Here is a 26,103-nt window from a genome sequence, read left to right on the forward strand (position 1 = left end):
GCCGTCGCTCGAGCAGGGCATGCGGGTGAAGGGGCCGACGATCATCGAGGACCACGTCTGGCTCGGGATGAACGTCTTCGTCGGGTCCGGCGTACGCATCGGCCGTGGCAGCCTCGTCGGCGCCAACTCGGTCGTCACGAAGGACGTTCCGCCGTACTCGATCGTGTACGGCGTCGCGGCGAAGGCGCACCCTCGTCCGGACCTGCTCCACCTGCACGCCGCCGGCGGGGACGGCGCAGCCGCTCCGGCAGCAGCGGGACCGGCGGCGCCGGCACCGCGAGAAGAGCTGCCGACCCCAGTGCGGCTCCGCCGATGACGTCGCTGAGCCAGTGAGTGCCGGTGACCACCAGCGCGACCGCCATGGCCGCCGCGAGCACGGCGACGAGCCGCGCGGCGGCCAGGCGGCCGGCCCGCGTCGTACGGCTGCGGGCGAGCGTCCCGAGGTAGGCGATCAGCGACGCCTCGTGGCCTGACGGGAAGCTGCTGCCGTGGCCGCTCACCGGCGGCCGGTCGATCACCGTCTTGAGCACGAACAGCGGGACCGTCACGGCAGCGACCATCCCGAGCGCGTGCAGGAGCCCCGCCCGGCGGCCCGTACGTCGGGTCGCGAGCACGGCCAGCAGCACCAGCAGCCCGCCGGTCACGACCGGCTGCAGCAGCTCGACGACCACGTCGCCGGTGATCTGCCGCCAGGTCCACTCCAGGTGAGGGTCGAGGGCGTCGAGAACCGCCCGGTCGGGCCGGTCCAGCGTGCCGTCGGCGACCAGCAGCGCAGCGCCGAGCACGACGTCGACCGCGCCCAGCGCGACGACTCCCCCGATCCGCAGCACGGTCCCGGCAGCCCCGGTCAGCCCGCGACGGGCGTCGGCGCCAGCACCCCGGCGAGCCGGTCCTCCAGCTCGGCGAGCGGCCGCGCGGCGCGGTCGTTCTCCGACATCGCGCTGACCTCCAGCGGCCACGGGATGGCCAGCGCCGGGTCGTCGTACGCGATCGTCAGGTCCTCGCTCGGGTCGTGCGGCCGGTCGATGCGGTACGACGTGTCGGCCGGGTCGGTCAGCGCCTGGAACCCGTGCGCGCAGCCCGGCGGCACGTAGATCGAGTTCTGCCGGTCGCCGGAGAGCTCGAACGAGACCCACGTGCGGTACGCCGGCGAGCCGGGCCGCAGGTCGACGACCACGTCGTACACGGCGCCCGACGAGCACCGCACCAGCTTCGCCTCGCCGCGGCCGACCCGCAGGTGCAGCCCGCGTACGACGCCCCGCGCGGAGCGCGACAGGCTGTCCTGGACGAACCGCTCGGGGACGATGCCGACCGCCCTCGCCACGTCCGCGTCGAAGGTCCTGCTGAAGAACCCGCGGACGTCGTGGTGCGGCTCCGGCTCGAAGGTGAGCAGGCCCGGGATCGCGGTGGTGGCGACGTGCATGGGTCCACCGTTGCCGAGTCCGGACCCCGATGGGGCGCCCGGAGAGGCCGCTCACCCAAATGGGGCAAAAGGCCCCGGCGCGGCACCGCCCCCCGGCGTACGACGCGGACCCTCGTGGTGTCGACCGAACGAGGGGGAACCGTGTCCAACCCGACGACCAATCCGTCGTACCCGCTGTGCCGCCTGTGCGGCGCCGAGCTCACCCACACCTTCGTGGACCTGGGGATGTCGCCGCCGTGCGAGAGCTACCTCGCGGCGGACCAGCTCGACCAGGGCGAGACGTTCTACCCGCTGCACGTGCGGGTGTGCCCGCAGTGCCTGCTGGTCCAGCTGCCGTCGTACATCGCGGCGGAGGACATCTTCAGCGACTACGCCTACTTCAGCTCCTACTCCGACTCCTGGGTCAAGCACGCCGAGGCGTTCGTGGAGAAGGCGATCGAGAAGCGCGGCCTCGACCAGGACAGCTTCGTGGTCGAGGTGGCGAGCAACGACGGCTACCTCCTCCAGCACACGGTCAGGCGGGGCATCCGCAGCCTCGGCATCGAGCCGGCGGGCAACGTGGCCGCCGCGGCGATCGCGAAGGGCATCGACACCGAGGTGATGTTCCTCGGCGAGGAGACCGGGACGAAGATCGCGGAGAAGTACGGCAAGGCCGATCTCGTCGTCGCCAACAACGTCTTCGCGCACGTGCCGGACATCGTCGACTTCGCCAAGGGGCTGCGGGCGCTGGTCGCGGACGCCCCCGGGAAGCACGGCGTGGTCTCGATCGAGATCCCGCACCTGCTGCGGCTGATCGAGGGCAACGAGTTCGACACGATCTACCACGAGCACTACTCCTACCTGAGCCTGCTCACCACCCAGCGGGTCCTCGCCGCCGCCGGGCTGACGGTGGTCGACGTCGACGAGCTCGCCTCCCACGGCGGCTCGCTGCGCACCTGGTCGGTGCCGACCGAGCACGCGCCGGAGCCGTCCGCGCGGGTCGAGAAGGTGCTCGACGACGAGGCCCGGGCGGGGCTGCACACGCTCGCCGGCCACGCCGGGTTCGCCCACAGCGTCGAGCAGGTCCGCAACGCGCTCGTCGACTTCCTGATCCAGTGCGACCGCGAGGGCAGCCTGGTCGCGGCGTACGGCGCCCCGGGCAAGGGCAACACGCTCCTCAACTACTGCGGCATCCGCAGCGACCTGCTGCTCTTCACCGTCGACCGGAACCCGATCAAGCACGGGAAGTTCCTGCCCGGCACGCACATCCCGATCCACGACGAGAGCGCGCTCGTCTCGGCGCGCCCCGACTACGTCCTGATCCTGCCGTGGAACCTCCGCAAGGAGATCACCGCGCAGCTGTCCTACGTCAGCGAGTGGGGCGGCAAGCTCGTCGTCGCCCTGCCGCACCTCGAGATCATCCAAGGAGCCTGACATGAAGGTCGTTCTCTTCTGCGGCGGCCTCGGCATGCGGATGCGTGCCGACAACAGCACGCTGCCCAAGCCGATGATGCCGATCGGCACCCGCCCGGTGCTGTGGCACATCATGCGCTACTACGCCCACTTCGGGCACACCGAGTTCATCCTCTGCCTCGGCTACGGCGCCCAGGCGGTGAAGGACTACTTCCTGACCTACCGCGAGACCGCGTCCAACGACTTCGTCCTCACCAAGGGCGGACAGCACGTCGACATGCTGGACACCGACATCAGCGACTGGACGATCACGTTCATCGACACCGGCATGGACACCGCCATCGGCGAACGGCTGCGCCGCGTCCGGCCCTACCTCGAGGGCGACGAGGTCTTCCTCGCCAACTACGGCGACGTCCTCACCGACGCTCCCATGGACCAGCTCGTCGACGCGCTGGAGTCGACCGACGCGGTCGGTCAGTTCCTCGCGGTCAAGCCGCAGGACTCCTTCCACGTCGTCGACATGGACGACTCCGGCAACGTCCGCGGCCTCATCCCGGCGGCCGACATGCCGTACTCCATCAACGGCGGCTACTTCGTCCTCCGCCAGGGCATCTTCGACTACCTCGAGGAGGGCGACGACCTCGTCATGGACGGCTGCATCAAGGCCGCCCGCGACGGGCGCATGCGCGCCTTCCCGTACGCCGGCTTCTGGGCCCCCATGGACACCCTCAAGGAGCGCACCGAGCTGGAGAGCCTCTACCGCCGCGGCATCTCCCCCTGGGCGCTCTGGCGCGACAAGCCGGTCGACAAGGGTCGCCCGATCGTCCCGATCGACGTGCCGTCGCCGGCACCCTGCTGAGCCGCCCGACCCGGCAGCGGTGAGCCTGCAACCGAACCTCGGGCGAGGATGGTTGCAGGCTCACCGCTGTCCCGGCTCCGGCGCCTGCAGCGGTGCCTCAGCAACCGATCCCGAGCGGACAACGGTTGCAGATCCACCGCCGCCCGGGCCCTGGGCGGCGTCACCGCTTCAGGCTGCTGCCGCTGTCCTGGCCGTACGGCGCGGCGCGCCACTGCGCCCAGCTGACCTGCTGGCCGAGCTCGTGGGCCATGAAGCGCCACGGGCCGACGTACGCGTTCCTCGTGAAGCGGTTGCCCTGCTTGAAGGTGATGGCGTCCTCGACAATGTCGCCCTTGAACGGTGACCAGGCGGGGTAGGTGCCCCACTGCGAGAAGACGCCGTTGATGCCGCACAGCGACCTCGTCGTACAGCCCTCGATCTTCGCGCGGTGCAGGACGAAGCGGTTGCCGGTGACGCGGACGTGCTGGGTCTTCCAGCGACAGTCGTCGACGTACGGCTTCGTCTTGACCGTCGCCGGCGTCGAGCAGGCCGCCTCGGTCGCGACCTTCGGGTTGACCAGCGTCGTCGCGCCGGAGGAGGTGTTGGCGGGCGAGCCGGCGAAGCGGTCGGCGTTCTCCCACAGGATCACGCCGGACCAGTTGTCCTCGAAGAGGTTGCCGGACACCAGCAGCTCGGAGCCGAACCGGCGCCCAGCGCGCGGGTCGGCGCCCGACTCGGAGAGGTAGAGCGCCGGCTGCGGGAAGCTCGCGCCCGGCCCGGCGACGAGCGCGTTGCGGGCGAAGGTGTTGCGGGTGATGCGGGCGTTGTACGACGTCTCGTACATCATCCCGGAGCCGGCGTTGTCGGTGATCGTGTTGCCGGTGACGAGGAACCCGGTGTCGTTGGTGTCGGCCCACAGCCCGGCGCCGCGGTTGTCGTGGACGTAGTTGTCGCGTACGACGGCGCCGGCGGTGGCCCAGAACTTCCCGCCACCCGTGCAGCCGCAGCCCTCGATCCGCCTCTCCCAGTCGGCGGTGTCGTTGAAGGCGATCTCGTTGTGCACCAGCGTGACGTCGCGGACGCCGCCGGGCGCGTAGGCGCTGAAGCCGTACTGCCCGTTGCGCACCAGGCAGCTGTCCCTCACCACGCTGTGCGAGCCGAGCATGACGCCGGCACCGCCGTTGCGCCGCAGCGTCACGCCCTCGAGGCGCCACCCGGGCGCGGTGTCGTGGTTGACGACCCCCTCGTCCCGGTTGTCCAGCTTGCCGCCGAACCCCTGCACCGTCAGCGTCCGGATCGTGACCCCGCTCGCCTGCCCTCCGAACGCGTAGAGGTTGTCCTGCCGCCCGTCGAGCACCGCCCCGGGCGCCCCGACGAAGACGTCGCCGTCCTTCGGCTGCACCTGCCGGTAGGCGCCGGCGGCGAGGGTGTGGCGCCCGCCGGTGAGGTAGTACGTCGTCCCCGCCGGGTGCGCGTCCACGACCTCGTCGAGCCGCTGCCCGGTGCCGACCACGACCGCACCCGCGGGCGCCGTGGCGGGCCCGCGGGTGAGCGCCGAGCCGCACACCTTGGCGGGCTTCCCGGCGCCGTACGCCGGCGCGCCGCCGCCTCCTCCCGAGCCGGCCGTGGTCGCGGCGCCGGTGCTGACCGGCGCCCCCGGCGACGGGGTGCCGGGGGCGGAGTCGGCGTCCGCGCCGCAGCCGGCCAGGGCCACGGCGAGCGCGCCCACGGCCGCCGCGGTCGCGGCGGCGCGGGCTCGGCGTACGGCATCGGCAGGACGCATGACCTGCACTGTCGCCCCGTGCGCGCGCGGAGGCTAGGGCCATTGATCCCGGGTGGGGGCCGACTCCCCAAGGTTGGGTACGCCGCCGGCGTACCGCCCACCCGGCCCGGTCCGCTTCGTAGCGTCATGACCATGCTCGGCCTGCAGCTCCCGGACGGCCCGCTCGACGTGCTGTGCCTCGGCGCCCACCCCGACGACATCGAGATCGGGTGCGGCGGCACCTTGTTGCGCCTCGCGACCCGTCCGGAGCTCAGGCTGACCACCATGGTGCTCACCGGCACGCCCGACCGGGTGGCCGAGTCGACCACCGCGCTGGAGGAGATCCACACCGGCGTGAAGACCCACTTCGCGGGCCTTCCCGACGGCCGGCTCCCCGACCACTGGAACGAGGTCAAGGACACCCTCGAGGCGCTCGCCGCCGAGTGCCGCCCGGGTCTCGTCCTCGCGCCGCGGGTCGACGACGCGCACCAGGACCACCGCCTCGTCGGCACGCTCGTGCCGACGGTCTGGCGGGACGCGCTGGTACTGCACTACGAGATCCCGAAGTGGGACGGCGACATGGCCGCGCCCACGCACTACGTCCCGCTCGACGCCGACACCGCGAACGCCAAGGTCGACCTGCTCAACCGGAGCTTCCCGAGCCAGCACGCCCACGACTGGTGGGACGACGAGCTGTTCCTCGGCCTCATGCGGGTGCGCGGCATGGAGTGCCGCAGCCGGTACGCCGAGGCCTACTACGCGAGCAAGGTGCTCGTCGCCCTCTAGGAGAACCAGATGAAGATCCTCGTCACCGGCGACCGCGGCTACATCGGCGCCGTCTTCGTCCCCCGCCTGCTCGCGGCCGGCCACGAGGTGGTCGGGCTCGATGCCGGCTGGTACGACGGCTGCGACTTCGGCCGCTACGCACCCGACTACGACTCGCGCACGGGCGACGTGCGCGACGTGACGGTCGACGACCTGCGCGGCTTCGACGCCGTCGTACAGCTCGCCGCCATCTCCAACGACCCGGTCGGCCACCTGAACCCGGAGGCGACCTACTCCGTCAACGCGTACGGCGCCGAGCACGTCGCCCAGATGGCGAAGGCCGCAGGCGTGGGCAGGTTCGTCTTCGCGTCGTCCTGCTCGCTGTACGGCGCCGCGGGCGACGAGCCGGTCGACGAGACCGGGGAGACCAACCCGGTGACGCCGTACGGCGAGTCCAAGATCCTCGCCGAGAAGCTGCTCTCCAAGCTCGCCGACGACTCGTTCTCGCCGACGTACATGCGCAACGCGACGGCGTACGGCTCCAGCCCGCGCCTGCGCGCCGACATCGTGGTCAACAACCTGTCGGGAGTCGCCCACACGCAGGGCGAGGTGCGGCTGCAGAGCGACGGCACCCCGTGGCGGCCGCTGGTCCACATCGCCGACATCTCGCTCGCCATGGAGTGCGTGCTGGCCGCGCCGCGCGAGGCGGTCCACGACCAGGCGTTCAACGTCGGGCGGGACGAGGACGTCGTCCAGATCCGGACGATCGCGGAGGCGGTGGCTGCGAAGTTCGGCTGCCCGGTCACGTTCGCGCCGGGCGCGTCGGCGGACACCCGGAACTACCAGGTCTCGTTCGAGAAGATCCACCGCGTGCTGCCGGACTTCCGGCCGGCCTGGACGGTGCCGCGGGGCATCGACGAGCTCGCCGGCCACATGGCCGAGCGTGGCCTCACCACCGCGGAGTTCGAGCACACCTTCGTCCGGCTCGAGCGGATCAACGAGCTGCAGACGTCCGGCCGGATGGACGACCTGCTCCGGATGCGCTGAGCGGCGATGAGCGACCTCGCCGAGCGCCTGCGGGAGCGGATGGAGCGGCTCTACCCGATCTGCCGCAGCATCACCGGCGACGGCGTACGCGAGACCCTCGCGATCCTCGCCGAGACCGCGCCCGTCCCGCTGCCGCTCGAGGTGAAGGGCGTGCCCTCCGGCACCCCGGCGTACGACTGGACGGTGCCGGAGGAGTGGAACGTCCGCGAGGCCCACATCACCGACCCGTCGGGGAGGCGGGTCGTCGACCTCGCCGACCACACCCTCCACCTGGTGAGCTACAGCGTGCCGTTCAGGGGCCGGCTGACGCGCGGGGAGCTGGAGCCGCACCTCCACACCCTGCCGGAGCACCCGGACTGGATCCCCTACCGGACGTCGTACTACAGCCGCGACTGGGGCTTCAGCCTCTCCCAGCGGGCGTACGACGACCTCGGCGACGGACCGTTCGACGTCGTCGTCGACACGACGCTGGAGCCCGGCGAGCTGACGTACGGCGAGCTCGTGCTGCCCGCCACCGACGGCCCCGGCGACCGGGAGATCCTGGTGACGAGCCACGTCTGCCACCCCTCGCTCGCCAACGACAACCTCGCCGGCCTGACCGTGGCGATCGAGCTGGCCGGATGGCTCGCCGAGCAGCCCCGCCGGCACGCGTTCCGGCTCCTCTTCGCACCCGGCACGATCGGCTCGATCACCTGGCTCTCGCAGAGCGCGGACGTCCTCCCGCGGCTCGACCACGTGCTCGTCCTCACCGGCCTCGGGGGACCGGGGCCGCTCGTCTACAAGCGCACCCGCCACGGGGACCGGCCCGTCGACCGCGCGGCCGCCCACGTCGTCCGCGCGCACGGCGGCGAGCTGCGCGACTACTCGCCGTACGGCTACGACGAGCGGCAGTTCAACGCCCTCGGCTTCGACCTGCCGGCGGGGCGGCTGTCGCGGACGCCGCACGGGGAGTACCCGGAGTACCACACCTCAGCCGACGACCTCACCCTCGTCACCGACGACCACCTCCTCGAGGCGCTCACGGCGCTGCAGGAGATCGTCGAGGTGCTCGAGCACGACGCGGCGTACACCAACCTCAAGCCGTACGGCGAGCCGCGGCTCGGCGCCTACGGGCTCTACCCCACCACCGGCGGGAAGTCCGCCTCCGACGCCGTCATGGCGATGCTGTGGACGCTCGCCTACTCCGACGGCCGCACCGCGCTGCTCGACATCGCCGACCGCGCCGGGCTGCCGTTCTCCGCGATCCGTCGCGCCGCCGACGACCTCGCCGCTGCCGGCCTCCTCGCCCGTTGAGTCCGGGGTTGTGACCGGTCGAGTCCGGGGTTGTGACCGGTCCAGTCCGGGGTTGTGGTCGGGTCGACCCGACCAGAATCCCCGACTCGACGGGTCCGAACCCCCGACTCGACGGGTCCGAACCCCCGAATCAACGTCAGTAGGCGCCGTGGTGGCGGAGTACGGCGCCGACGGTGCGGAGCAGGATGGCGAGGTCGAGGCCCAGTGACCAGTTGTCGACGTAGTCGAGGTCGAGCCTGACCGAGTCCTCCCAGGAGAGGTCGGAGCGGCCGGAGACCTGCCACAGGCCGGTGAGGCCGGGGGTGACGGCGAGCCGGCGGAGCGGGTCCTCGTCGTACTTGTCGAGCTCGAGCGGCAGTGCGGGACGCGGGCCGACGAGCGCCATCTCGCCGCGTACGACGTTGACGAGCTGGGGCAGCTCGTCAAGGGAGTACCGCCGCAGCAGCCGCCCCACCCGGGTCACCCGCGGGTCCCGCTCGAGCTTGAAGAGGACGTGGTCCGGGCGGGCCTGGAGCTCGGCCAGCCGGGCCTCGGCGTCGGCGCACATGGTGCGGAACTTCAGCATCGTGAACGGCTGCCCGGCGCGGCCGACCCGGGTCTGCCGGAAGAGGGACGGGCCGGGCGAGTCGAGCCGGATCGCGACGGCGACCACGAGCAGGAGCGGGGTGAGCAGGAGGAGCGCGAGCGCGGCCGCCGTACGCTCCCAGAGCGACTTCACGGCCCGTCGCACGCCGGCGTGCCGGGGATGGGCGACGTGGAGCAGGCCGAGCTGCCCGAGTCGCAGCGCCGCCGTACGCGCGGGGGCGACGTCGTGGAGCCGCGTCCCGACGAGCAGGGGTACGCCGTGGGCCTCGAGCTCCCAGGTGAGCCGCTGGACGAGCCGGCCGCCGAGCGTGGGCCCGGGTACGACGAGGACGGCGTCGGGCCGCAGGTCGGCCAGGGCGCCGGCGGCGTCGACGGGCTCGCAGTGCCCGAGCGGGACGAGCCGGCCGCCGCTCAGCAGCGCGAGCTCCTCGGCGAGCAGCTCGCGGTCCTCCGCGCCCCCGACGACGAGGACGCCGAGCGGCGCGGCCGCCCGGCCGACGGTGAGCCGGACGAGCAGCGAGGCGACCGCCGCACAGGCGAGCAGCAACACGAGCCGCCGTTCCGGGATCGGGAGGTGGAACATCGCCCCGCCGACCCAGCAGCCCAGGCCGGCGACGGCGATGCCCCGGCCGACGCCGGTCACCGCGGTGTGGACGTCGCCGACCCTGCTCGGCACCGTGGCCTGCAGCACCGCCGCCCACAGCAGCGCAGCCGTGACCGAGCGGAGCGGGGAGATGTCGACGAGGTACAGCGCCAGGAGCATGACCGCGCCGACGTCGAGCAGGGCGGTCAGCGCGACGACACCGCGCCCGCTCCGCCAGCCCGTGAGGACCGTGCGTGCGGGACCCGAGCCGGTCCGGACCGCGACCGTCGTCATGAGCGGCCCTCCGATCTGCTCGGGCCTTCGCGTCATGCCCCCCGGCCGACGCCCCCTCAAGGGTGCTGGAGACGGCGCCCGACGGCATGCCGCAAATCGGCTAAACAGCGCGACGAGTGGACCAGACGGATCGGATCACCGGGAGACGACGGAGGGGCCCGGACCAGCCGAGCTGGTCCGGGCCCCAGGGGAAGCCTTCAGGCGACCGGTGACTTCCAGCCGAGCCGGTGCGCGAGACCGACGGCGGCGATCTGCGACGACACCTCGAGCTTGGCGAGGATGGCCTTGACCTGGGTGCGCACGGTCGCCTCCGAGACGACGCTCGAGGTGGCGATCTCGTGCACGGTCCGGCCGCGCATGAGATGGCCGAGCACCTGCGACTCGCGCGCGGTGAGCAGGTCGATCTTGGTCTGGAGGTCGGCGATCTCATGACGTCGCTGGTGCCACAGGCGGATGAGCTTCTCCCGCTCGTGGACGTCGAGCACGCTGAGCCCCTGGTTGAGGCGGCGCACCGTGCCGAGGATGTCGTTGAGCGGCTGCGACTTGGAGAGCACGGTCCGTGCGCCGTGCCGCAGCGCCTGACCCCACCGGGCCTCGTCGGTCGCCGCCGTCACGACGACGACGTCGGTGCCGACCTTGGCCAGCGGCTCGACGAGGCGTACGCCGTCGCCGAACCGTCCCAGGTCGAAGTCGAGCAGCACGATCCGCGGGTGCTGGCGCAGGATGCCCGCGACCAGCGTCCCCGGGGAGCAGGGCTCCGTCGGCAGGGTCAGCCGCCGGACGTCGTACCCCTCGACGGAGAGCGCCAGCTCGAGCGACTCCGCGAAGAGGACGTGGTCCTCGACGATGACGACCCTGACCTGGCTACGCGAGGACGCCATCGCCGGCCTCCGGTCTCGGCAGGCCGATCACGAACGTCGCGCCCGCGGGCCGCTCGGTCGTGTCGGGTTCCGGGTCGCGAACGTTCAGGTAGCCGCCGGCCTTCGTGACGAGGTCCTTGGCGATGTGCAGGCCGATCCCCTGGCCCGGCGACGACGGGCCGCGGGCGCCCCACTGGAAGAGCTGCTCACGGATCTCCGGCGCGATGCCCGGCCCGTTGTCGGAGACCAGGATCTCGACGGCGTGCGGCGCCTCCTGCACCGACACGGAGGCGGCCGCGTCACCGTGCCTGGCGGCGTTGTCCAGCAGGATGTTGAGCACCTCGGTGATGTCGTCGGGATGGCCGCTCACGCGGCGCCCGCTCGGCAGCCACCGCACCGTCGTCCCCTTGGCCTCGTGGGCCAGCGCGAGGTGACGGAGCGTACGGTCGAGGTCGACCGTGGCCTCTTCCGGCATCCGCGGCAGCGGCACCGTCGGCTGCGCGGCGCGCTGCCGGCGCAGCAGCCGCTCCAGCCGGCCGAGCTCGTCGTGGATCATCTCCTCGAGGTGAGCGCGCCGGTCGGCGGGTACCCGCGCCGGATCCCTGAGGAGCTCGCTGGCCGAGATGATCCCGGCCATCATCGACTCGATCTCGTGCATGCGCGCCCGGTGGCGGCGCTGGTCCTCCTCGACCAGCTCCAGCCGCGTCCGGAGCGAACGGGTGAGCCGGACCTCGGCGGTGAGCGAGCGACGCAGCAGGCCGATGCCTGCCCCGAGGAACGCCATCGAGCCGACCACGGAGCAGGCCAGCGCGACCGAGGAGTTGAGCGGGTCGCGCACCGCGCCGTCGAGGTTGGTGACCGTGTGGCTCGCGGTGAGGAGCAGGACTCCGGCGACGAGCCGTTCGCGTACGACGAGCGGGAGCGGCGCCGCCCGGAGCAGCAGCCAGCACAGCGTGCCGGCCAGCGAGATCCCGACGACCGCGACGAGCACCCGGTAGGGGAGGGTCGGCTCGAGATGCGGCAGGCGGGAGACCGCGACGACCCGCAGCGTCCCGACGGCGAGTCCTGCGGCGGCGCCGATCGCGAAGGCGTTGCGGTGTCGGAGAGCCGGTCGGCACACCAGCCAGCGCAGACCGAGGATGGTGGCGAGCACCAGCAGGTCGGCCAGCGCCATCCAGGCGTGCTGGGCGGCGGTGTGGTGCGGATGGGCGACCTGGAGCGCCGCGATGCTGACCGACTGGACGCCGAGAAGGGCGCCGCCGGCGACGATCCAGGTGGGGGACGTGGCGGAGGAGATCCGCCACACCGTGTAGAGGCAGACTGCGACCACGATGGAGGCCGGGGCGATCGTGAGACCGTCCGACGCGGTGGTGGCGGCCTGCACGTCGTTGTGCCCCGTCACCACCTGAAAGATCGTGGGTGAGACAGAGACCAGTAGTGCCAGCGCTGCGCCTTTCCAGCTCCAGCGCAGGCGTGATGAAGATGGAGTTGTCACTCGTGCTCCCAGGACGAGGCGACCAGGGGCAGCTTCCCTGCCTGCGAGGCTCCCCGAAAGCCCCGTTTCCCCCCGAAAACGGCCCGTTGGACCGTCCCCTGATCGCGTCGGTTATCAGTGATCGGGAACGTATTAAGCACCCGAGAACCGTTACCGAATGCTGGGGACCGTATACCGAAACTTGATGAGCATCACGGGCCGGAGGTCCCTGATCTAGTCCACACGATCGGGCGTGACCGGCGCCGGCTGCCCTCCCCGAATTCGGTGAGGTTGGACGTCCTACCAGATCACCGAATGGCGCCCCAATCGAAGATCTGCGGTGTGAAGACGAGCCCGCTCCGGCGTAGGGAGCATGTCGGTGGGGTTGGCCTGGGGACCGCGATCCTGCGGAGTCGGGAGAGGGAGATGGCGGTGGAATCCGCTCGGCTGCGCGTCGCCGTGGCCTCGGACCAGTCGCTGGTCTGTGAGGCGGTCCGGGCCGCACTGAACGACCGCGGACTCTCGGTGTCGATCCTGCGCTGGGCCGGGGACCAGGTCCCCGGCCCCCGTGTCTCAGGGGCCCGTCGGTTCGACGTCGGCCTGATGATCAGCGACCTCGACCGCTGGCCGCGCGTCCGCGGCGTCGCCTCGGTGATGAGCTCGCTACGCGTGCCGTGGGTGATGCTCACCGGTGCGGCGCGCGGCCCCCTGTGGGGGGCGGCGCTCGAGTTCGGCGCGCGGACGGTCCTCACCAGCGACACCCCGCTGGCCGTCGTACACGAGGTGCTGGCGGCCGCCGCCCGCGGCGAGGTCGAGCCGCCGGAGGACGCCGAGGAGCTGCGCGCGTCGTGGCGGAGGGTGTACGCCGAGCGCCAGGAGCTCCAGGAGCGCGTCCGCTCGCTCACCCCGCGGGAGCGGGAGGTGCTCCGCCTGCTGTACGACGGCGACTCGGTCGCCCGGATCGCGGCGATCTTCGAGGTGTCGCCGACGACGGTGCGCAGCCAGGTGAAGGCGGTGCTGCGCAAGCTGGACGTGAACTCGCAGCTCGCGGCGGTCGCGGCGTTCGGCCACCTGATGGAGCTGGAGACCCAGATCCACCACCCGCCGCCGACGGTGGGCCAACGCTGAGCCGTGCGGGTCAGGAGTTGAACCGCTGCTGGGTCTTCTCCAGGCCGTCGAGGACGAGCGACTCGACCGCGTCGGCGGCCTGGTCGACCACGAACGGGAGCTCCTTGCGCTCGGTCGCGTTGAAGTTCGACAGCACGTAGTCGGCGACGTCCTGCCGCCCCGGCGGCCGGCCGATGCCGACCCGGACGCGGTAGAAGTCGCCGGTGCCGAGGGAGCCGCGCAGCGACCGGAGCCCGTTGTGGCCGTTGTCGCCGCCGCCGAGCTTGACCCGCATCGTGTCGAAGGGGATGTCGAGCTCGTCGTGGATCGCGACGAGATGGTCGGGCCGCACCTTGTAGAAGTTGGCGAGCGCCTTGGTGGGGCCGCCGAGCTCGTTCATGTACGAGCGAGGGCGGACGAGCACGACGCGCGGGCCGGGGAGGCCCGAGCCCACGGACCCGAGCCTCCCCTCCAGCACGTCGGCGCGGCCGGACTTGTGGCTCCTGAAGGAGCCGCCCAGCCGCCGGGCCAGCTCGTCGTTGACGAGGTAGCCGATGTTGTGGCGGTGGCCGGCGTACGTCGGCCCGGGGTTGCCCAGGCCGACGACCAGCCACACGCCGTCAGCGTCGTTCAACGCTGTGTCCGTTTCCGATCAGCGAGGACGTGACCGGAGGGTCACTCGGCCTCGGGGGCCGCGGCGGCCTCGGGCTCCTCGGCGGGAGCAGCCTCGGCGGCCTCGGCCTCCTCGTGCTCCTCGTGGGTGATGCCGGCCTCGGCCTCGGCGGCCTCGAGCTCGGCCTCGAGCTGCGCGGCGGTCTGGGCCTGCGAGATGTGGACGACCAGGAGCTCCGGGTCGGCGGCGAGGGTGGTGCCCTCCGGCAGGGTGAGCTCGCCCGCGGTGATCTGGGTGCCGGCCTCGGCGCCCTCGACGGAGACCTCGACGGACTCCGGCACGTGGGTCGCCTCGGCCTCGAGGGCGACGACGTCGCGCTCGGTGGTGACGAGGGTCTCCGGGGCGGCCTCGCCGACGATGACGATCGGAACCTCGACAGTGACCTTCTCGCCGGCCTTCACGGCGATGAAGTCGACGTGCTCGATGAGGCGGCGGACGCTGTCGAGCTGGACCTGCTTGGTCAGCGCGAGCTGGGTCTTGCCGTCGATGGAGAGCTCGAGCAGGGCGTTCGGGCCGTGGTGCTTGAGCGCCATCATGGTCTCGTGGCCGGGCAGGGTGACGTGGATCGGGTCCCCTCCGTGGCCGTAGACGACGGCGGGGATCTTGTCCTCGCGGCGGATGCGGCGGGCGGCGCCCTTGCCGAACTCCGTGCGGGTCTCGGCGGTGATCTTCTCGGTGGCCATGGTGCTCCTCGGTGGTCCCACAGTGATGCTGAACGGTGCTGACGTCGGTGGCTGCCCGGCGGCTGGAGACGAAGAAACCGCGCGCCCGACAGGACGCGCGGCACATGTCGGTGACACCGACGCCAGCCCTGTCGATCACGGAGTCCGCGTCCGGGACGCGCTCCCTCGCCGAGGCAACCACGCAAGTCTAGGCCGGGACTCACGGTGCGGCGAAATCTCGCCGCGACCCGCGACGCCGCCGCCGTGGCCTCCCACAGTTGTGGCGCGGCCCTACGGTGGCCGCGTGCCCCTCACCCTCACCGAGGCGCGGCAGCGCGCCGGCGTACTCTCTCGGCTCTCCTACGACCTCGACCTCGACCTCACCGGTCGCGACGACTTCCGCAGCGTCACCACCGTCCGCTTCGACAGCGCGGTGCCGGAGGCGTTCCTCGAGCTCAGGGGCGCCACCTCGGTGGCGATGACGGTCAACGGCGAGCCCGCCGAGGCGGCGTACGACGGCCGCCGGCTGCCCCTCGCCGGCCTGCTGACCGACCGGACCAACGAGGTCGTCGTCGACGCGCGGATCCCCTATGTCACCGACGGCGACGGGATGCACACGTTCACCGACCCCGCCGACGGCGAGCGGTACGTCTCGGCCTACCTCGGCCTCGACGTGGCCCAGCGGGTCTTCGCCTGCTTCGACCAGAACGACCTCAAGGCGACCGTCGCGGTGTCGGTGACCGCCGACCCGGCATGGACGGTGCTGTCCAACGGCAGCGTCGCGTCGTCCGGCGGGGGCCGGTGGGAGTTCGCGCGTACGCCCCCGATCCCGCCGTCGCTGGTCGTCGTCTGCGCCGGCCCGTGGCACTCGGTGCGGTGGGAGCACCGCGGGCTCCCGTTCGGCTGGCACGCCCGCCGCTCGCTCGCCGCCGAGCTCGACCGGGACGCGGCCGAGCTGCGCACCACGACCGAGGCCTGCTTCGACCACTACGCGGAGCTCTTCACCGAGCCGTACGTCTTCGACTCCTACGACCAGGCCTTCGTCCCCGGGCTGAACTGGGGCGCGCAGGAGATGCCGGGCTGTGTCACCTACCGCGACGAGTTGCTCCCGCGCGGTGCGATCACCGATCGGCACCGCCGCCAGCGGGCGATGGTGATCGCGCACGAGATGGCCCACATGTGGTTCGGCGACGACATGACGATGACCTGGTGGGAGGACACCTGGCTGCAGGAGTCGTTCGCGGACTACATGGGCTACCGCGTCGCAGCCGACGGCGCCGGCTTCGAGGGGACGCTCGTCGACCTCGAGATCGGCCGCAAGCCGTGGGGGTACGACGGCGACCGGCGCCGCTCGACGCATCCGGTCGCACCGCTGGCAGAGGAGGTCCCCGACGTCGACGCGGCGGCGGCGATCTTCGACGCGATCTCGTACGCGAAGGGCAACGCCTGCCTCCGCCAGCTCGCCACCTGGCTCGGCGACGAGGAGTTCCTCGCCGGCATCAACGCGCACCTGACCCGCTTCCACCTCGGCAACGCCACCCTCGCCGACTTCGTCGACTCGCTCGACTCCGTCTCCGGCCGCGACGTACGCCGCTGGGTCGAGCTCTGGCTGCGCCGCAGCGGCCACGACACGATCCGCGTCGGTCGCGACGGGGACGTACCCGTCCTCGCCCGGGACGGTCTGCGGCCCCACGCCGTCACGGTCGCGGCGTACGACGACTCGCTGCGGCTGGTCGGGACCCGGCCGCTCGAGCTGGACGAGGACCCGGTCGCCCTCCCGGAGTACGCCGGCCTGGCCGTCGTACCGAACGCCCATGGTGAGACCTTCGCCGCGCTCGCGCTCGACGAGCACTCCTGGTCGGTCCTCTCCGGCGGGCTGTCCCGGCTCGAGGACCCGCTGGTGCGGGCGGTGCTGTGGTCGACGGCCTTCCGCCTCGTCCGCGACCGGGAGCTCTCCGCCGACGCCTTCCTCGCGCTGGTCGGGTCGCAGCTGCCCGCCGAGCCCGAGCCGTCGATCGTGGAGGCGGTGCTGGCGCGGGCGAGGTACGCCGTCGTGCCCGCTCGAGTGCCCGCGGCCGAGGCCGCCGGCGCGGTGGCGCGGATCGCCGGTGCGGCCGCCGCCGGACTCGCCGACGCCGCCGCCGATGACCAGCGGGCCCTTGCGCACGTGGCCCTGCTCGCGGCGACCAGCCCCGACTCCGGGCTGCTGCGGCGGTGGCTCGCGGACGGCGAGGTGCGCACCGGCGGCTCCGCCCGGGTCCCGCTGCTGCCCAGCGTCCGCTGGCGCACGGTCGCCCGGCTCGCCGAGCTGGGCGAGGCCGGCGCCGGGCTGGTCGCCGCCGAGCGGGAGCGGGACGGCTCGTTCGAGGCGGATCTCGGTGCCGCCCGGGCGCTGGCCGCCCGACCGACCGAGGAGGCGAAGGCCGCCGCCTGGGCGTCGCTCGCCGAGGACCCGGACGTCTCGAACCGGCACTTCAGCGCGATCGCCGACGGCCTGTGGTCACCGGAGCAGGCCGACCTTCTCCGCCCGTACGTCGCCGCCTACCTCGCCGAGGCCCCGCGCCTCGCCAAGCGCGGCCAGGCCTTCGAGGGCGTCGTCGGCCGCGCCTTCCCGGCCCTCCACCTCGACCCCGGGCAGCTCGACGACGTCCGTGCGGCGCTCGCCGGCGACGTACCCGTCACTCTGCGGCGGGCGTGGGAGGACAGGCTCGACGATCGGGCGTAGGGCGGACGAGCCTCGGATCAGGCGTGGCCGTCGAACATCGAGGTGACCGAGCCGTCCTCGAAGACCTCGCGGATGGCACGCGCGAGGATGGGCGCGATGGAGAGCGTGGTGAGCTTGTCGAACCGCTTGTCCTCGGGCAGCGGCAGCGTGTTGGTGATGACCACCTCGACGGCCGGGCTGTTCTTGAGCCGGTCGACGGCAGGGTCGGAGAGGATCGCGTGGGTGGCGGCGATGATCACGCCCGCGGCGCCCGCGGCCATGATCGCCTCGGCTGCCTTCACGATGGTGCCGCCGGTGTCGACGATGTCGTCGGTCAGCACGCAGACCCGGTCCTTGACGTCGCCGACGACGCGGTTGGCGACGGTCTCGTTGGGCCGGTCGATGTTGCGGGTCTTGTGGATGAACGCCAGCGGGACGCCGCCCAGCCGGGCGGACCAGCGCTCGGCGACCTTGATGCGGCCGGCGTCCGGGGAGACGACGGCGAGCTTCTCGGAGCCGTACTTCTCGAGGATGTGGTCGGCCAGCAGCGGCAGCGCGAACAGGTGGTCCACGGGACCGTCGAAGAAGCCCTGGAGCTGGTCGGCGTGCATGTCGACGGTGATGATCCGGTCGGCGCCGGCGGTCTTGAACATGTCGGCGACGAGCCGCGCCGAGATCGGCTCGCGACCGCGGTGCTTCTTGTCCTGCCGGCTGTAGCCCCAGAACGGCATCACGACGGTGATCCGCTTGGCCGAGGCCCGCTTCAGCGCGTCGACCATGATCAGGTGCTCCATGATCCACTGGTTGATCGGCGCGGTGTGGCTCTGGATCACGAACGCGTCGCAGCCGCGGACCGACTCCTCGTAGCGGACGTAGATCTCGGAGTTGGCGAAGTCGTACGCCGACGTCGGGACGAGCTGGGTCCCCAGAAGCTCGGCCACCTCCTCGGCGAGGACCGGGTGTGCCCGGCCGCTGAAGACCATGAGGTTCTTCTCGGTGGTCCGCTTCATTCCGGTCACGCGCGCACTCCTGCCCCGGGGGAGTCAGTTGGTGATACGTCAGGATTCTCGCGCACCACCGCGCGGATCCCCAACCCCGGGGTCCGGCGTGTGAGTCGCCTCTCGTTCATCTGATGTTCCGTCGGCGGCAGCCTCGGTCGCCGCCTCGGCGGCAGCGGCCTGCGGCGTACCGGCCCGCTTCGCCTGCGCCCAGCTCTCGATCACCCGCTGCGGGCCCGCGCTGAGCGCCAGGCCGCCCGGCGGCACGTCCTGGCGTACGACGGCGCCGGCGCCGGTCCCCGCCCCGTCGCCGACGTCCACCGGAGCGACGAAGGTGACGTTCGAGCCGGACTTCACGTGCGTGCCGATCGTGGTGCGGTGCTTCTTCACGCCGTCGTAGTTGGCGAAGATCGTCCCGGCGCCGATGTTGCTGCCCTCGCCGATGGTGGCGTCGCCGACGTACGACAGGTGCGGGACCTTGGCGCCGGCGCCGATCTCGGAGTTCTTCACCTCGACGAACGCGCCGATCTTCCCGCCCTCGCCGAGCCGCGCGCCCGGACGCAGGTAGGAGAACGGCCCGACGTCGGCCTTCGGGCCGATGACGGCGAGCTCGCCGTGCGCGCGCACGACGCGGGCGCCGGCCCCGATCTCGCAGTCCTTGAGCGTGCAGTCGGGCCCGATGACGGCGTCCTCGTCGACCTTGGTCGCGCCGAGCAGCTGCACGCCGGGCAGGATCGTCACGTCGGGGGCGAGCTCGACGTCCGCCTCGATCCAGGTCGTGGCGGGGTCCATCACGGTCACGCCGTCCCTCATCCAGCGGGTGAGGATGCGGGCGTTGAGCTCCCGGCCGAGCGCCGCGAGCTGGGCGCGGTCGTTGGCGCCCTCGGTCTGCATGACGTCGTCGAGGACGTAGGCCCCCACCTCCAGGCCGGCGTCCCGGGCGAGGGCGACGGCGTCGGTCAGGTAGTACTCCCCCTTCGCGTTGTCGTTGCCGATCTTCGGGAGCACGTCGGCGAGGAACCGAGCGTCGAAGGCGAGGATCCCGGAGTTGATCTCGGTGATCGCGCGCTGCTCGTCGGTCGCGTCCTTCTCCTCGACGATCGCCGCGACCGCGCCGGTCGCGTCGCGCAGGATCCTGCCGTAGCCGAACGGGTTCGCGACCCGCCCCGTCAGGATCGTCGCGGCGCACCCCGAGGCCTCGTGGTCGGCCGCCAGCGCGCGCAGCGACTCGCCCTGGAGCAGCGGGGTGTCGGCGTACGCCACCAGCACGGTCCCGGCACCGGTGGACGTGTCGAGGCCCGCCGCCTCCAGGGCGACGCGTACGGCGTGGCCGGTCCCGAGCTGCTCCTCCTGGACCGCGATGACCGCCTCGGGCATCAGCTCGGCGATGTGCGGCCCGACCTGCTCGCGGCCGTGGCCGACGACCGCGACCACCCGCGCCGCACCGGTGTCGCGTACGGCGGTCAGGACGTGACCGACCATGCTCCGACCGGCCAGGGTGTGGAGCACCTTCGGCGTCTTCGACTTCATCCGTGTCCCGCCACCCGCGGCCAGCACGATCACCGTCAGCTCGCTCATGGCCGGGAGTCTAGGCTCGCGCGGCCACGGCGCCCGAGACGGCATCATGGGAGGAAGGCCGCCAGGAGACGGGAGCAGACATGGTGCTCGACCGCGAGACGTTCGCCGTCTGGCGCCTCGAGCTCGCCCGGGCGTGGCGGGACGCGCCCTGGGTCGCCGGCCCCGGCCTGCTGCGCTGGACGACCGGACTGTTGTACGTCGTGGCGGGCCTGGTCGTCCTCGTCGCCAGCCCGTTCCTCGACCTGTCGCGGGTGGCGACCGTGACCGCCACCGCCGTCGCCGTCTGCGCGGTGGTCGTGGGCGGCGTCGTGATCGCCACCGGCCTGCACTACCCGCCCTGGGTCCACCACGTCCTCATCGTCGTCGGCACCGCCCTGGTCACGCTCCTGGCGCTGCCGGCGTCGCGGGACTCGACCACGATCGCCCTGACCCGGCCGTACCTCTTCGTCGTCATGGGCGCCGCCGCCCTCTTCTCCCTGCGGGCAGCGCTCGCCCACGTCGTTCTCGCCGATCTCTGCTCGGCCGTGGTGAACTCGCGGACCGACGCCCCGGCGGGCACCGTCGTACTCCTTCTCGGCACCTCGACGGCGACCGCTGTGCTCGTCGCCTGGCTCGCCCGCATGGGCAACGCCGTCGAGGAGGACCAGGTCACCCGGCTCATCAACCGGCGCGGCTTCGACCGGCGCCTCCACGAGGCGGTCGCCGCGAGCGGTGCCGGCAACCCGCAGCTGTCCGTCGCCGTCCTCGACATCGACGGCTTCCACGGCATCAACGACAGGCTCGGTGTCGACGCCGCCGAGGCGCTCCTCGCCGAGCTCGGCCGGCGCTGGCTGGCGTGGGTCCCCGACGGCATCCGCGTCGGCCGGTACGGCGGCGACGAGTTCGCCGTGCTCATGCCCGAGACGCCGCTCGGACGTGCGGCCGACCTCGTTGACGACCTGCGCCGGCTCGCGCCCGGCGGCCTCACCCTCTCGGCGGGCGTGGCCACCTGGGAGCACGGCGACTCCGGGTCCGTCCTGATGGGCCGCGCCGACGCGGCGCTCCTCGACGCCAAGACCGCCGGCGGCGGCCGGACGGTCGTCTTCGGCGACCCGGGACGCTCGGCCAGCCGGCTGGAGGCCGCCATCTCCCACGACGAGCTGCGGCTGGTCTTCCAGCCGATCGTGCAGCTCTCGACCCACGAGGTGGTCGGCTTCGAGGCGCTGGTGCGATGGAACGACCCCGAGAAGGGCGAGATCGAGCCGCTGGAGTTCGTCCCCCAGGCCGAGGAGACGGGCGCGGTGCACTCGCTCGGCGCCTAGCTCGTGAAGCAGGTCTGCCAGACCGTGATGACCGCCCCGGAGCCGCGCCGGTACGTGAGCGTGAACGCCTCCGTCGCCGAGCTGCGCAATCCCGACTACGCGCCCATGGTCGTCGGGCTGCTCGATCTCTGGTCGGTCCCCGGTGAGCTGCTGCTCGTCGAGGTCCTCGAGCGCGGCTTCGACGACGACGACCCGCAGGTCGTCCGCTCGCTGCAGACCCTCCGCTCCCGCGGCGTACGCATCGCCATGGACGACTTCGGTGCCGGCTACTCATCGCTGCAGCGCATCGAGCGGCTCCCGCTCGACGTCATCAAGGTCGACGGCTCGCTCGTGCAGGCCATCGACGACGACCGCGACGACGCCCCGATCCTCGAGGCTGTCGCCACCATGGGCCGATCCCTCGGCGTACGCCTCGTCGCCGAGCACGTCGACACCCCCCACCAGGTCGAGGTCCTCCGCCGGCTCGGCTACGACTACGTCCAGGGCTACCTCTTCTCCCGGCCGCTCGACTGGGCCCGCGCCTGCGCCCTCACCGTCCTGCCCGCGTCGGCGACCTGAGCCGCCCCGGCCGATCCTCTGGCTCCCCAGGGTGGAGTCGAACCACCGTCGCTAGTCCTGATTCAAAGTCAGGCGGGCCCTGCCGGCAGACCAACTGGGGAACGTCCCATCGGACACCCGAAACCCTAAGGCACGGGCGGACGTCATACGGCCTCCGCGTGGAGTGGTCGCCGCCCGTATGACGTCCCGCGGCAGGCACCCGGCGTACGCCTCAGATCCTGGCGCGGTAGGCGTCCAGGAGCTCCTCCGCGCGGCCAGGGTCGCGGTCCTGGAGCGGGATGAGGAGCTCGGCGACGACGTCGGTGAGCTCGGCGATCCGCCGGTTGAGCTGGCGCTGCTCCTGGACCTCGGCCTCGAGGGCCGCGAGACGGCTGTAGACGTCGGTGCGCTCGCGCAGGCGGCGGTAGCCGACGAGGGCGCGGGCAGTGAGGTCACGGGCGGGCATGGGCGGGGTTCCTCTCGACGGGGACAGGTACGACGGGCCACGCGACCCGCATCCGGGCGGTCCGCGGATCGGGGCGGCCGCGCAGGTCGGTCCCCTCCCCGACGGTGAGGTGCTCGACCACGCCGCCGGCGGCGCGGATCCGGTCGGCGACGATCTCGGGATCGAGGCGGCGGAGGAGGCCGGCCGGCTCCGGCTCGGGCACTCCGTCGCCGGCGGCCGCGAACTCGAGGAAGAGCCGCCCGCCCCACCGCAGCGCCGTCCGCGCGAGCAGCCAGAGCTGGTCGGTGGCGGCGGTGTCGAGGGCGCCGAGCAGGTGCCGGGCGTAAAGGTGGTGCGGGTCCCGGGCCAGCCGCGCGGCGAGCAGGAGCGTGGAGCGGAGCTCGCCGAGGATGAGCTGGTCGGCGACGACGCGGTCGGAGAGGCCGCTGCGCGCCGCCCGCCGACGGACCGTGGCCACGGACGCGCGGGAGAAGTCCACGGCGCGCACGTCGCGGCCGCGGCGGGCGAGGAAGAGCGCGTCCCGTCCGGTGCCGGTGCCGAGGTCGACGATCTTCTCGCCCTTCGGCAGCTGGCGGTGCACCCAGCGCGCGAACGGCGAGCCCTTGCGCGGGACCTTCCTGGCCGGTCCCTGGTACCAGCCCGTCCAGCCGCCCATGTGGGTGCGGAAGCCGCGCAGCCACCCGTCGAGGCGGCGTACGCCGGCGGGCGGGTCCGCGTAACGGAAGGACGGGTCGGGCACGCGCCAGTGCGGCCCGTAGACGAACGCGAGCATCGCCTCCGGGTCCGCGGGCGCCGGGAACTCATAGCCGTGCAGCGTGATCGTCGAGACCGGCACGATCGCCTCACGGGCGAGGTCGCCGCTGCGGTTGCCGAGCTGGAAGAACGGTCCGGCCCCGACCGTCGGCGCGAAGAACGCCACGAAGACGTCGATGTGGCACACCCGGCCGTCCGAGAGCGGCAGAAGCAGCTTGATGTCGCCGCCCGACATCCGCAGCAGGCTCCAGCCGCGCTCGCGCATGACGCGCTCGACGGCGTACGACTCGGTGATGACGTCGGCCGGCGAGGAGTGCCGCGACAGGTAGCAGACGTCGGTGTCGGAGTCGTGCGCGAGCATCCGGCCCTCACGGACCGCCCCGAGGAGGGCGCCGTAGTTGAGGTAGGCCTCGACGCCGGCGAACTCCCGAAGGTCGCGCAACGCCCGCTGGGTCCCGGCGAGGATCTCGTCTCGCACCTCCTCGCCGGTCGCCTCGAACGAGCGGGTCAGGTGGCCCACCTTGTCGATGCACAGCGGATGGCCGGAGCGGTCGACGATCTCGATCCGGCCACGGCCGGAGCCGAGGACGACATCGGCGTCGTGGAGCACGACCTCGCCGCGTACGTCGGCGATCCGGACCCGCGCCCGCCCCTCGAGGAACGGGCGCAGCACCGCCGGCCAGGGCACGAGCAGCCCGCCGCGCGCCGGCCGCCCGTCGCGCGCGGGGGTGAGCGACCACACGTAGTGCCCGTCGACGGAGAGGACCAGGGGTACGTCGACGCCCCGGACGAGCACGCCGTCGTCGGTCACCTCCGCGACGGCGTTGGACAGCAGGGTCACGAGACGTGGACCTCGCCGCGGGCGATCGCCGCGCGCAGCGCGGTGCTGGAGGTCTGCAGCGTGTAGGGGAAGTAGACGACCTCGACGCCGAGCGCGGCCATCTTCTCCTCGAGCGCGCGGCCCTTCGCGGTGCCCTGCCAGTCGTCGCCCTTGAAGATCTTGTGGAAGCCGACCTCGCGCCAGGCGTCGATCTTGTCGGTGGTCTGCTCGGCGTAGGTCGCGTCCACGACGCCGATCGCGTCGACGATCTCGATCCGCTCCTCGAGCGGGACCGTGGGGCGGATCCCCTTCGTCGCCTCGCACACCTCGTCGGAGACGACGCCGGCGACGAGGACGTCGCAGAGAGCGCGGGCCTGCCGCAACGCGTTGAGGTGGCCGACGTGGAAGAGGTCGAACACGCCGGGGACGTAGCCGACGATCGGGCCCATGGGTCCTGCCTGTCATTTTTAGGTTCGTTTGTGCATTGGTTTACTCGACTTTACAGGATGTGCCCCCCATTACGCTGCATCCGTGGACCTTCCCGTGATGCCGCCGGTTCTCCCGATGCTCGCCAAGTCGGTGAAGGGGGTGCCGACGACATCCGGGCTGAGCTACGAGCCGAAGTGGGACGGCTTCCGCTGTCTCGTCTTCAAGGACGGCGACGAGATCGAGCTCGCGTCGCGCAACACCAAGCCGCTGACCCGCTACTTCCCCGAGGTCGTCGCCGAGATGCGGGCGGTCCTCCCCGACCGCTGCGTCCTCGACGGCGAGCTGTTCGTGGCCATCGGGCCGCGGCTGGAGTTCGAGGTGCTCCAGGAGCGCATCCACCCCGCCGTCTCCCGGGTCACGAAGCTCAGCGAGGAGACGCCGGCGTCGTACGTGGCCTTCGACCTGCTCGCGCTCGGCGACGACTCCTACCTCGAGGCGCCGTTCTCCGACCGGCGCGCCGCCCTCGAGCGGCTCTTCGACGCGGTGGAGTCGACCTCGATCCGACTGTGCACGACGACGACCGATCCCGCGGTGGCGGAGGACTGGTTCGTCCGGTTCGAGGGCGCCGGACTCGACGGCGTCGTCGCGAAGCCGCTCGACGCGGCGTACTCCCCCGACAAGCGGACGATGTTCAAGGTCAAGCACGAGCGGACCGCCGACGTCGTGCTCGCCGGCTACCGGGAGCACAAGACCTCCACGCCCGACAAGCCGCTGCTCGGCAGCCTGCTCCTGGGGCTGTACGACGATCGACCAGAAGGTGGGGCACAGTTGCAGCACGTGGGCGTCTCCGCCTCGTTCACCGCGAAGCGGCGCGCCGAGCTCTGGGAGGAGCTCCAGCCGCTCGTCGTACCCCTCGAGGAGCATCCATGGGGCCACTGGGCCGAGTTCCTCACCGCCAACCCGGACCGCGTCCCCGGCACCCAGTCGCGCTGGTCGCAGGGGAAGGACCTCTCCTTCGTGCCCCTGCGCCCCGAGCGAGTTCTGGAGGTCGGCTACGACCACATGGAGGGGCGGCGGTTCCGCCACACCGCGCCGTTCAAGCGGTGGCGGCCGGACCGGGACCCGGAGTCGTGCCGCTACGACCAGCTCGAGGAGGTCGTGTCATACGACCTCGAACACATCCTCAGCGGCTCCTCGGATGGGTAGGGTCTGAACATGGGTGAAACCGGCTATCCCGTGGTCCTGCTCGTCGAGCAGGCCCTGTCCGCCGACGACGCCGCCCGGGTGCGCTCGCTCCACGAGGCGATCGAGGAACCGGTGACCTACTACGTGCTGCTGCCCGTGGAGGACGCGGCCGCGCGGATCGAGAGCGCGATGGGGTCACTGAGCTCCAACGAGTTCCTGGGGTCGCCGTCGCTGACGATGAACGAGGTGGACCTCGACGCCGTACGCCGCGACGCGCGCGACCGCTCCCAGGAGGACCTCGCCGCCACGCTGCGGGCGCTGCGTGACGCCGGTGCCACCGCGGAGGGCCAGCTCGTCGACGACGCCGTCCGGGCGCTGCAGGCGAAGGTGGCAGAGGTCGACGGCCGGGAGGCGATCATCCTCACCCGGCCGCACGTGATCGCGGAGTTCTTCCACGTCGACTGGGCGGCGCAGGCGCGCCGCCACCTGAAGGTGCCGGTGCTGCACCTGCTTGAGCACGAGACCTTCGACGAGCAGGCCGGCGAGGGCGAGGGCATCACCGGGATGTGACGCG

At 72.2% G+C, this 26,103-nt stretch carries 22 protein-coding genes, 1 tRNA gene and 2 pseudogenes; 11 read left to right on the forward strand and 14 right to left on the reverse strand.

Translation table 11 applies throughout. The features are described 5' to 3' along the window. Positions 1-55 precede the first annotated feature (55 nt). A pseudogene (locus ABLE53_RS24765) lies at positions 56-172 on the forward strand (acyltransferase); the annotation flags it as partial. Here the strand turns inward: ABLE53_RS24765 and ABLE53_RS24770 are convergent. Both ABLE53_RS24770 and rfbC read right to left on the reverse strand, forming a co-directional pair. Next, entirely contained in the window at positions 135-560 is a 426-nt protein-coding gene (locus ABLE53_RS24770; protein ID WP_425474849.1) for a phosphatase PAP2 family protein, read from the reverse strand. The pseudogene ABLE53_RS24765 and the gene ABLE53_RS24770 sit on opposite strands and share 38 nt — an antisense overlap. Positions 561-847: 287 nt before the next feature. Then, positions 848-1,423, reverse strand: a complete 576-nt coding sequence (gene rfbC / locus ABLE53_RS05170) for a dTDP-4-dehydrorhamnose 3,5-epimerase (RefSeq protein ID WP_348857624.1) — start codon at positions 1,421-1,423, stop codon at positions 848-850. Positions 1,424-1,564: 141 nt separating this feature from the next. Between rfbC and ABLE53_RS05175 the strand changes: the two genes are divergently transcribed. Both ABLE53_RS05175 and ABLE53_RS05180 read left to right on the forward strand, forming a co-directional pair. Continuing rightward, a complete protein-coding gene (locus ABLE53_RS05175) occupies positions 1,565-2,836 on the forward strand; it encodes a class I SAM-dependent methyltransferase (RefSeq protein WP_348857625.1) in 1,272 nt (423 codons plus the stop codon). 1 nt (position 2,837) lies between these two features. Then, positions 2,838-3,674, forward strand: a complete 837-nt coding sequence (locus ABLE53_RS05180) for a sugar phosphate nucleotidyltransferase (protein ID WP_348857626.1) — start codon at positions 2,838-2,840, stop codon at positions 3,672-3,674. Between the two features lie 160 nt (positions 3,675-3,834). On the opposite strand, the gene ABLE53_RS05185 is transcribed toward ABLE53_RS05180, so the two are convergent. Then, positions 3,835-5,436, reverse strand: coding sequence for a right-handed parallel beta-helix repeat-containing protein (locus ABLE53_RS05185; RefSeq protein ID WP_348857628.1), 1,602 nt, complete (start codon positions 5,434-5,436; stop codon positions 3,835-3,837). A 132-nt stretch (positions 5,437-5,568) separates the two neighbouring features. Between ABLE53_RS05185 and ABLE53_RS05190 the strand changes: the two genes are divergently transcribed. From ABLE53_RS05190 to ABLE53_RS05200, 3 genes are read left to right on the forward strand one after another with little or no spacing between them, the layout of a single operon-like run. Then, positions 5,569-6,201, forward strand: coding sequence for a PIG-L deacetylase family protein (locus ABLE53_RS05190; protein ID WP_348857629.1), 633 nt, complete (start codon positions 5,569-5,571; stop codon positions 6,199-6,201). Between the two features lie 9 nt (positions 6,202-6,210). Beyond that, positions 6,211-7,227: an NAD-dependent epimerase/dehydratase family protein gene (locus ABLE53_RS05195; RefSeq protein ID WP_348857630.1), complete on the forward strand. Its 1,017-nt coding sequence runs from the start codon at positions 6,211-6,213 to the stop codon at positions 7,225-7,227. A gap of 6 nt (positions 7,228-7,233) precedes the next feature. Continuing rightward, on the forward strand, positions 7,234-8,520 hold the full coding sequence (locus ABLE53_RS05200; RefSeq protein WP_348857631.1) for a DUF4910 domain-containing protein: 1,287 nt from the start codon (positions 7,234-7,236) through the stop codon (positions 8,518-8,520). A 136-nt stretch (positions 8,521-8,656) separates the two neighbouring features. On the opposite strand, the gene ABLE53_RS05205 is transcribed toward ABLE53_RS05200, so the two are convergent. The 3 genes from ABLE53_RS05205 to ABLE53_RS05215 form a co-directional block, all read right to left on the reverse strand. Next, the gene (locus ABLE53_RS05205; RefSeq protein WP_348857632.1) at positions 8,657-10,018 is read right to left on the reverse strand and encodes an exopolysaccharide biosynthesis polyprenyl glycosylphosphotransferase; all 1,362 of its coding nucleotides are present in this window, start codon (positions 10,016-10,018) and stop codon (positions 8,657-8,659) included. Positions 10,019-10,179: 161 nt separating this feature from the next. Continuing rightward, positions 10,180-10,863, reverse strand: a complete 684-nt coding sequence (locus tag ABLE53_RS05210; RefSeq protein WP_348857633.1) for a response regulator — start codon at positions 10,861-10,863, stop codon at positions 10,180-10,182. After that, positions 10,847-12,247, reverse strand: a complete 1,401-nt coding sequence (locus tag ABLE53_RS05215; RefSeq protein ID WP_348857634.1) for a sensor histidine kinase — start codon at positions 12,245-12,247, stop codon at positions 10,847-10,849. Before ABLE53_RS05215 ends, ABLE53_RS05210 begins: the two co-directional genes overlap by 17 nt. Positions 12,248-12,742: 495 nt before the next feature. Between ABLE53_RS05215 and ABLE53_RS05220 the strand changes: the two genes are divergently transcribed. Next, positions 12,743-13,444 (forward strand): helix-turn-helix transcriptional regulator, encoded by a 702-nt coding sequence (locus ABLE53_RS05220; RefSeq protein ID WP_348857635.1) that lies wholly within the window; start codon positions 12,743-12,745, stop codon positions 13,442-13,444. Positions 13,445-13,454: 10 nt separating this feature from the next. Here the strand turns inward: ABLE53_RS05220 and pth are convergent, their stop codons facing one another. Both pth and ABLE53_RS05230 read right to left on the reverse strand, forming a co-directional pair. Further along, a complete protein-coding gene (pth, locus tag ABLE53_RS05225; RefSeq protein WP_348857636.1) occupies positions 13,455-14,057 on the reverse strand; it encodes an aminoacyl-tRNA hydrolase in 603 nt (200 codons plus the stop codon). A gap of 41 nt (positions 14,058-14,098) precedes the next feature. Then, a complete protein-coding gene (locus ABLE53_RS05230; protein ID WP_348857637.1) occupies positions 14,099-14,779 on the reverse strand; it encodes a 50S ribosomal protein L25/general stress protein Ctc in 681 nt (226 codons plus the stop codon). Positions 14,780-15,062: 283 nt separating this feature from the next. Here ABLE53_RS05230 and pepN point away from each other — a divergent pair, with 283 nt between their 5' ends. Further along, a complete protein-coding gene (pepN, locus tag ABLE53_RS05235; protein WP_348857638.1) occupies positions 15,063-17,483 on the forward strand; it encodes an aminopeptidase N in 2,421 nt (806 codons plus the stop codon). A gap of 17 nt (positions 17,484-17,500) precedes the next feature. Here the strand turns inward: pepN and ABLE53_RS05240 are convergent, their stop codons facing one another. Next, positions 17,501-18,481, reverse strand: coding sequence for a ribose-phosphate diphosphokinase (locus tag ABLE53_RS05240; RefSeq protein ID WP_425474839.1), 981 nt, complete (start codon positions 18,479-18,481; stop codon positions 17,501-17,503). A 39-nt stretch (positions 18,482-18,520) separates the two neighbouring features. Further along, positions 18,521-20,038 (reverse strand): bifunctional UDP-N-acetylglucosamine diphosphorylase/glucosamine-1-phosphate N-acetyltransferase GlmU, encoded by a 1,518-nt coding sequence (glmU, locus tag ABLE53_RS05245; RefSeq protein ID WP_348857639.1) that lies wholly within the window; start codon positions 20,036-20,038, stop codon positions 18,521-18,523. A gap of 620 nt (positions 20,039-20,658) precedes the next feature. Between glmU and ABLE53_RS05250 the strand changes: the two are divergent. Further along, positions 20,659-21,897 (forward strand): annotated as a pseudogene (locus ABLE53_RS05250) (putative bifunctional diguanylate cyclase/phosphodiesterase). 19 nt (positions 21,898-21,916) lie between these two features. Here ABLE53_RS05250 and ABLE53_RS05255 read toward each other — a convergent pair. From ABLE53_RS05255 to ABLE53_RS05270, 4 genes are all read right to left on the reverse strand, one after another. Continuing rightward, a tRNA-Gln gene (locus ABLE53_RS05255) sits at positions 21,917-21,998 on the reverse strand. Positions 21,999-22,108: 110 nt separating this feature from the next. After that, positions 22,109-22,342: a DUF6752 domain-containing protein gene (locus tag ABLE53_RS05260; RefSeq protein ID WP_348857640.1), complete on the reverse strand. Its 234-nt coding sequence runs from the start codon at positions 22,340-22,342 to the stop codon at positions 22,109-22,111. Beyond that, complete coding sequence (locus ABLE53_RS05265; RefSeq protein ID WP_348857641.1) at positions 22,329-23,936, reverse strand: SAM-dependent methyltransferase; 1,608 nt, start codon at positions 23,934-23,936, stop codon at positions 22,329-22,331. Before ABLE53_RS05265 ends, ABLE53_RS05260 begins: the two co-directional genes overlap by 14 nt. Further along, positions 23,933-24,364 carry an FAD synthase family protein gene (locus ABLE53_RS05270; RefSeq protein WP_348857642.1) on the reverse strand — a complete coding sequence of 144 codons (432 nt, stop codon included), beginning with the start codon at positions 24,362-24,364 and terminating at the stop codon, positions 23,933-23,935. Before ABLE53_RS05270 ends, ABLE53_RS05265 begins: the two co-directional genes overlap by 4 nt. An 82-nt stretch (positions 24,365-24,446) precedes the next feature. On the opposite strand from ABLE53_RS05270, the gene ABLE53_RS05275 reads away from it, so the two are divergent. Then, positions 24,447-25,550, forward strand: coding sequence for an ATP-dependent DNA ligase (locus tag ABLE53_RS05275; RefSeq protein ID WP_348857643.1), 1,104 nt, complete (start codon positions 24,447-24,449; stop codon positions 25,548-25,550). Positions 25,551-25,559: 9 nt separating this feature from the next. Next, complete coding sequence (locus ABLE53_RS05280) at positions 25,560-26,099, forward strand: hypothetical protein (RefSeq protein ID WP_348857644.1); 540 nt, start codon at positions 25,560-25,562, stop codon at positions 26,097-26,099. The last annotated feature ends 4 nt before the right edge of the window (positions 26,100-26,103 follow it).

It is taken from the genome of Nocardioides asiaticus, assembly GCF_040049175.1.
Lineage (GTDB): Bacteria > Actinomycetota > Actinomycetes > Propionibacteriales > Nocardioidaceae > Nocardioides > Nocardioides cheoyonin.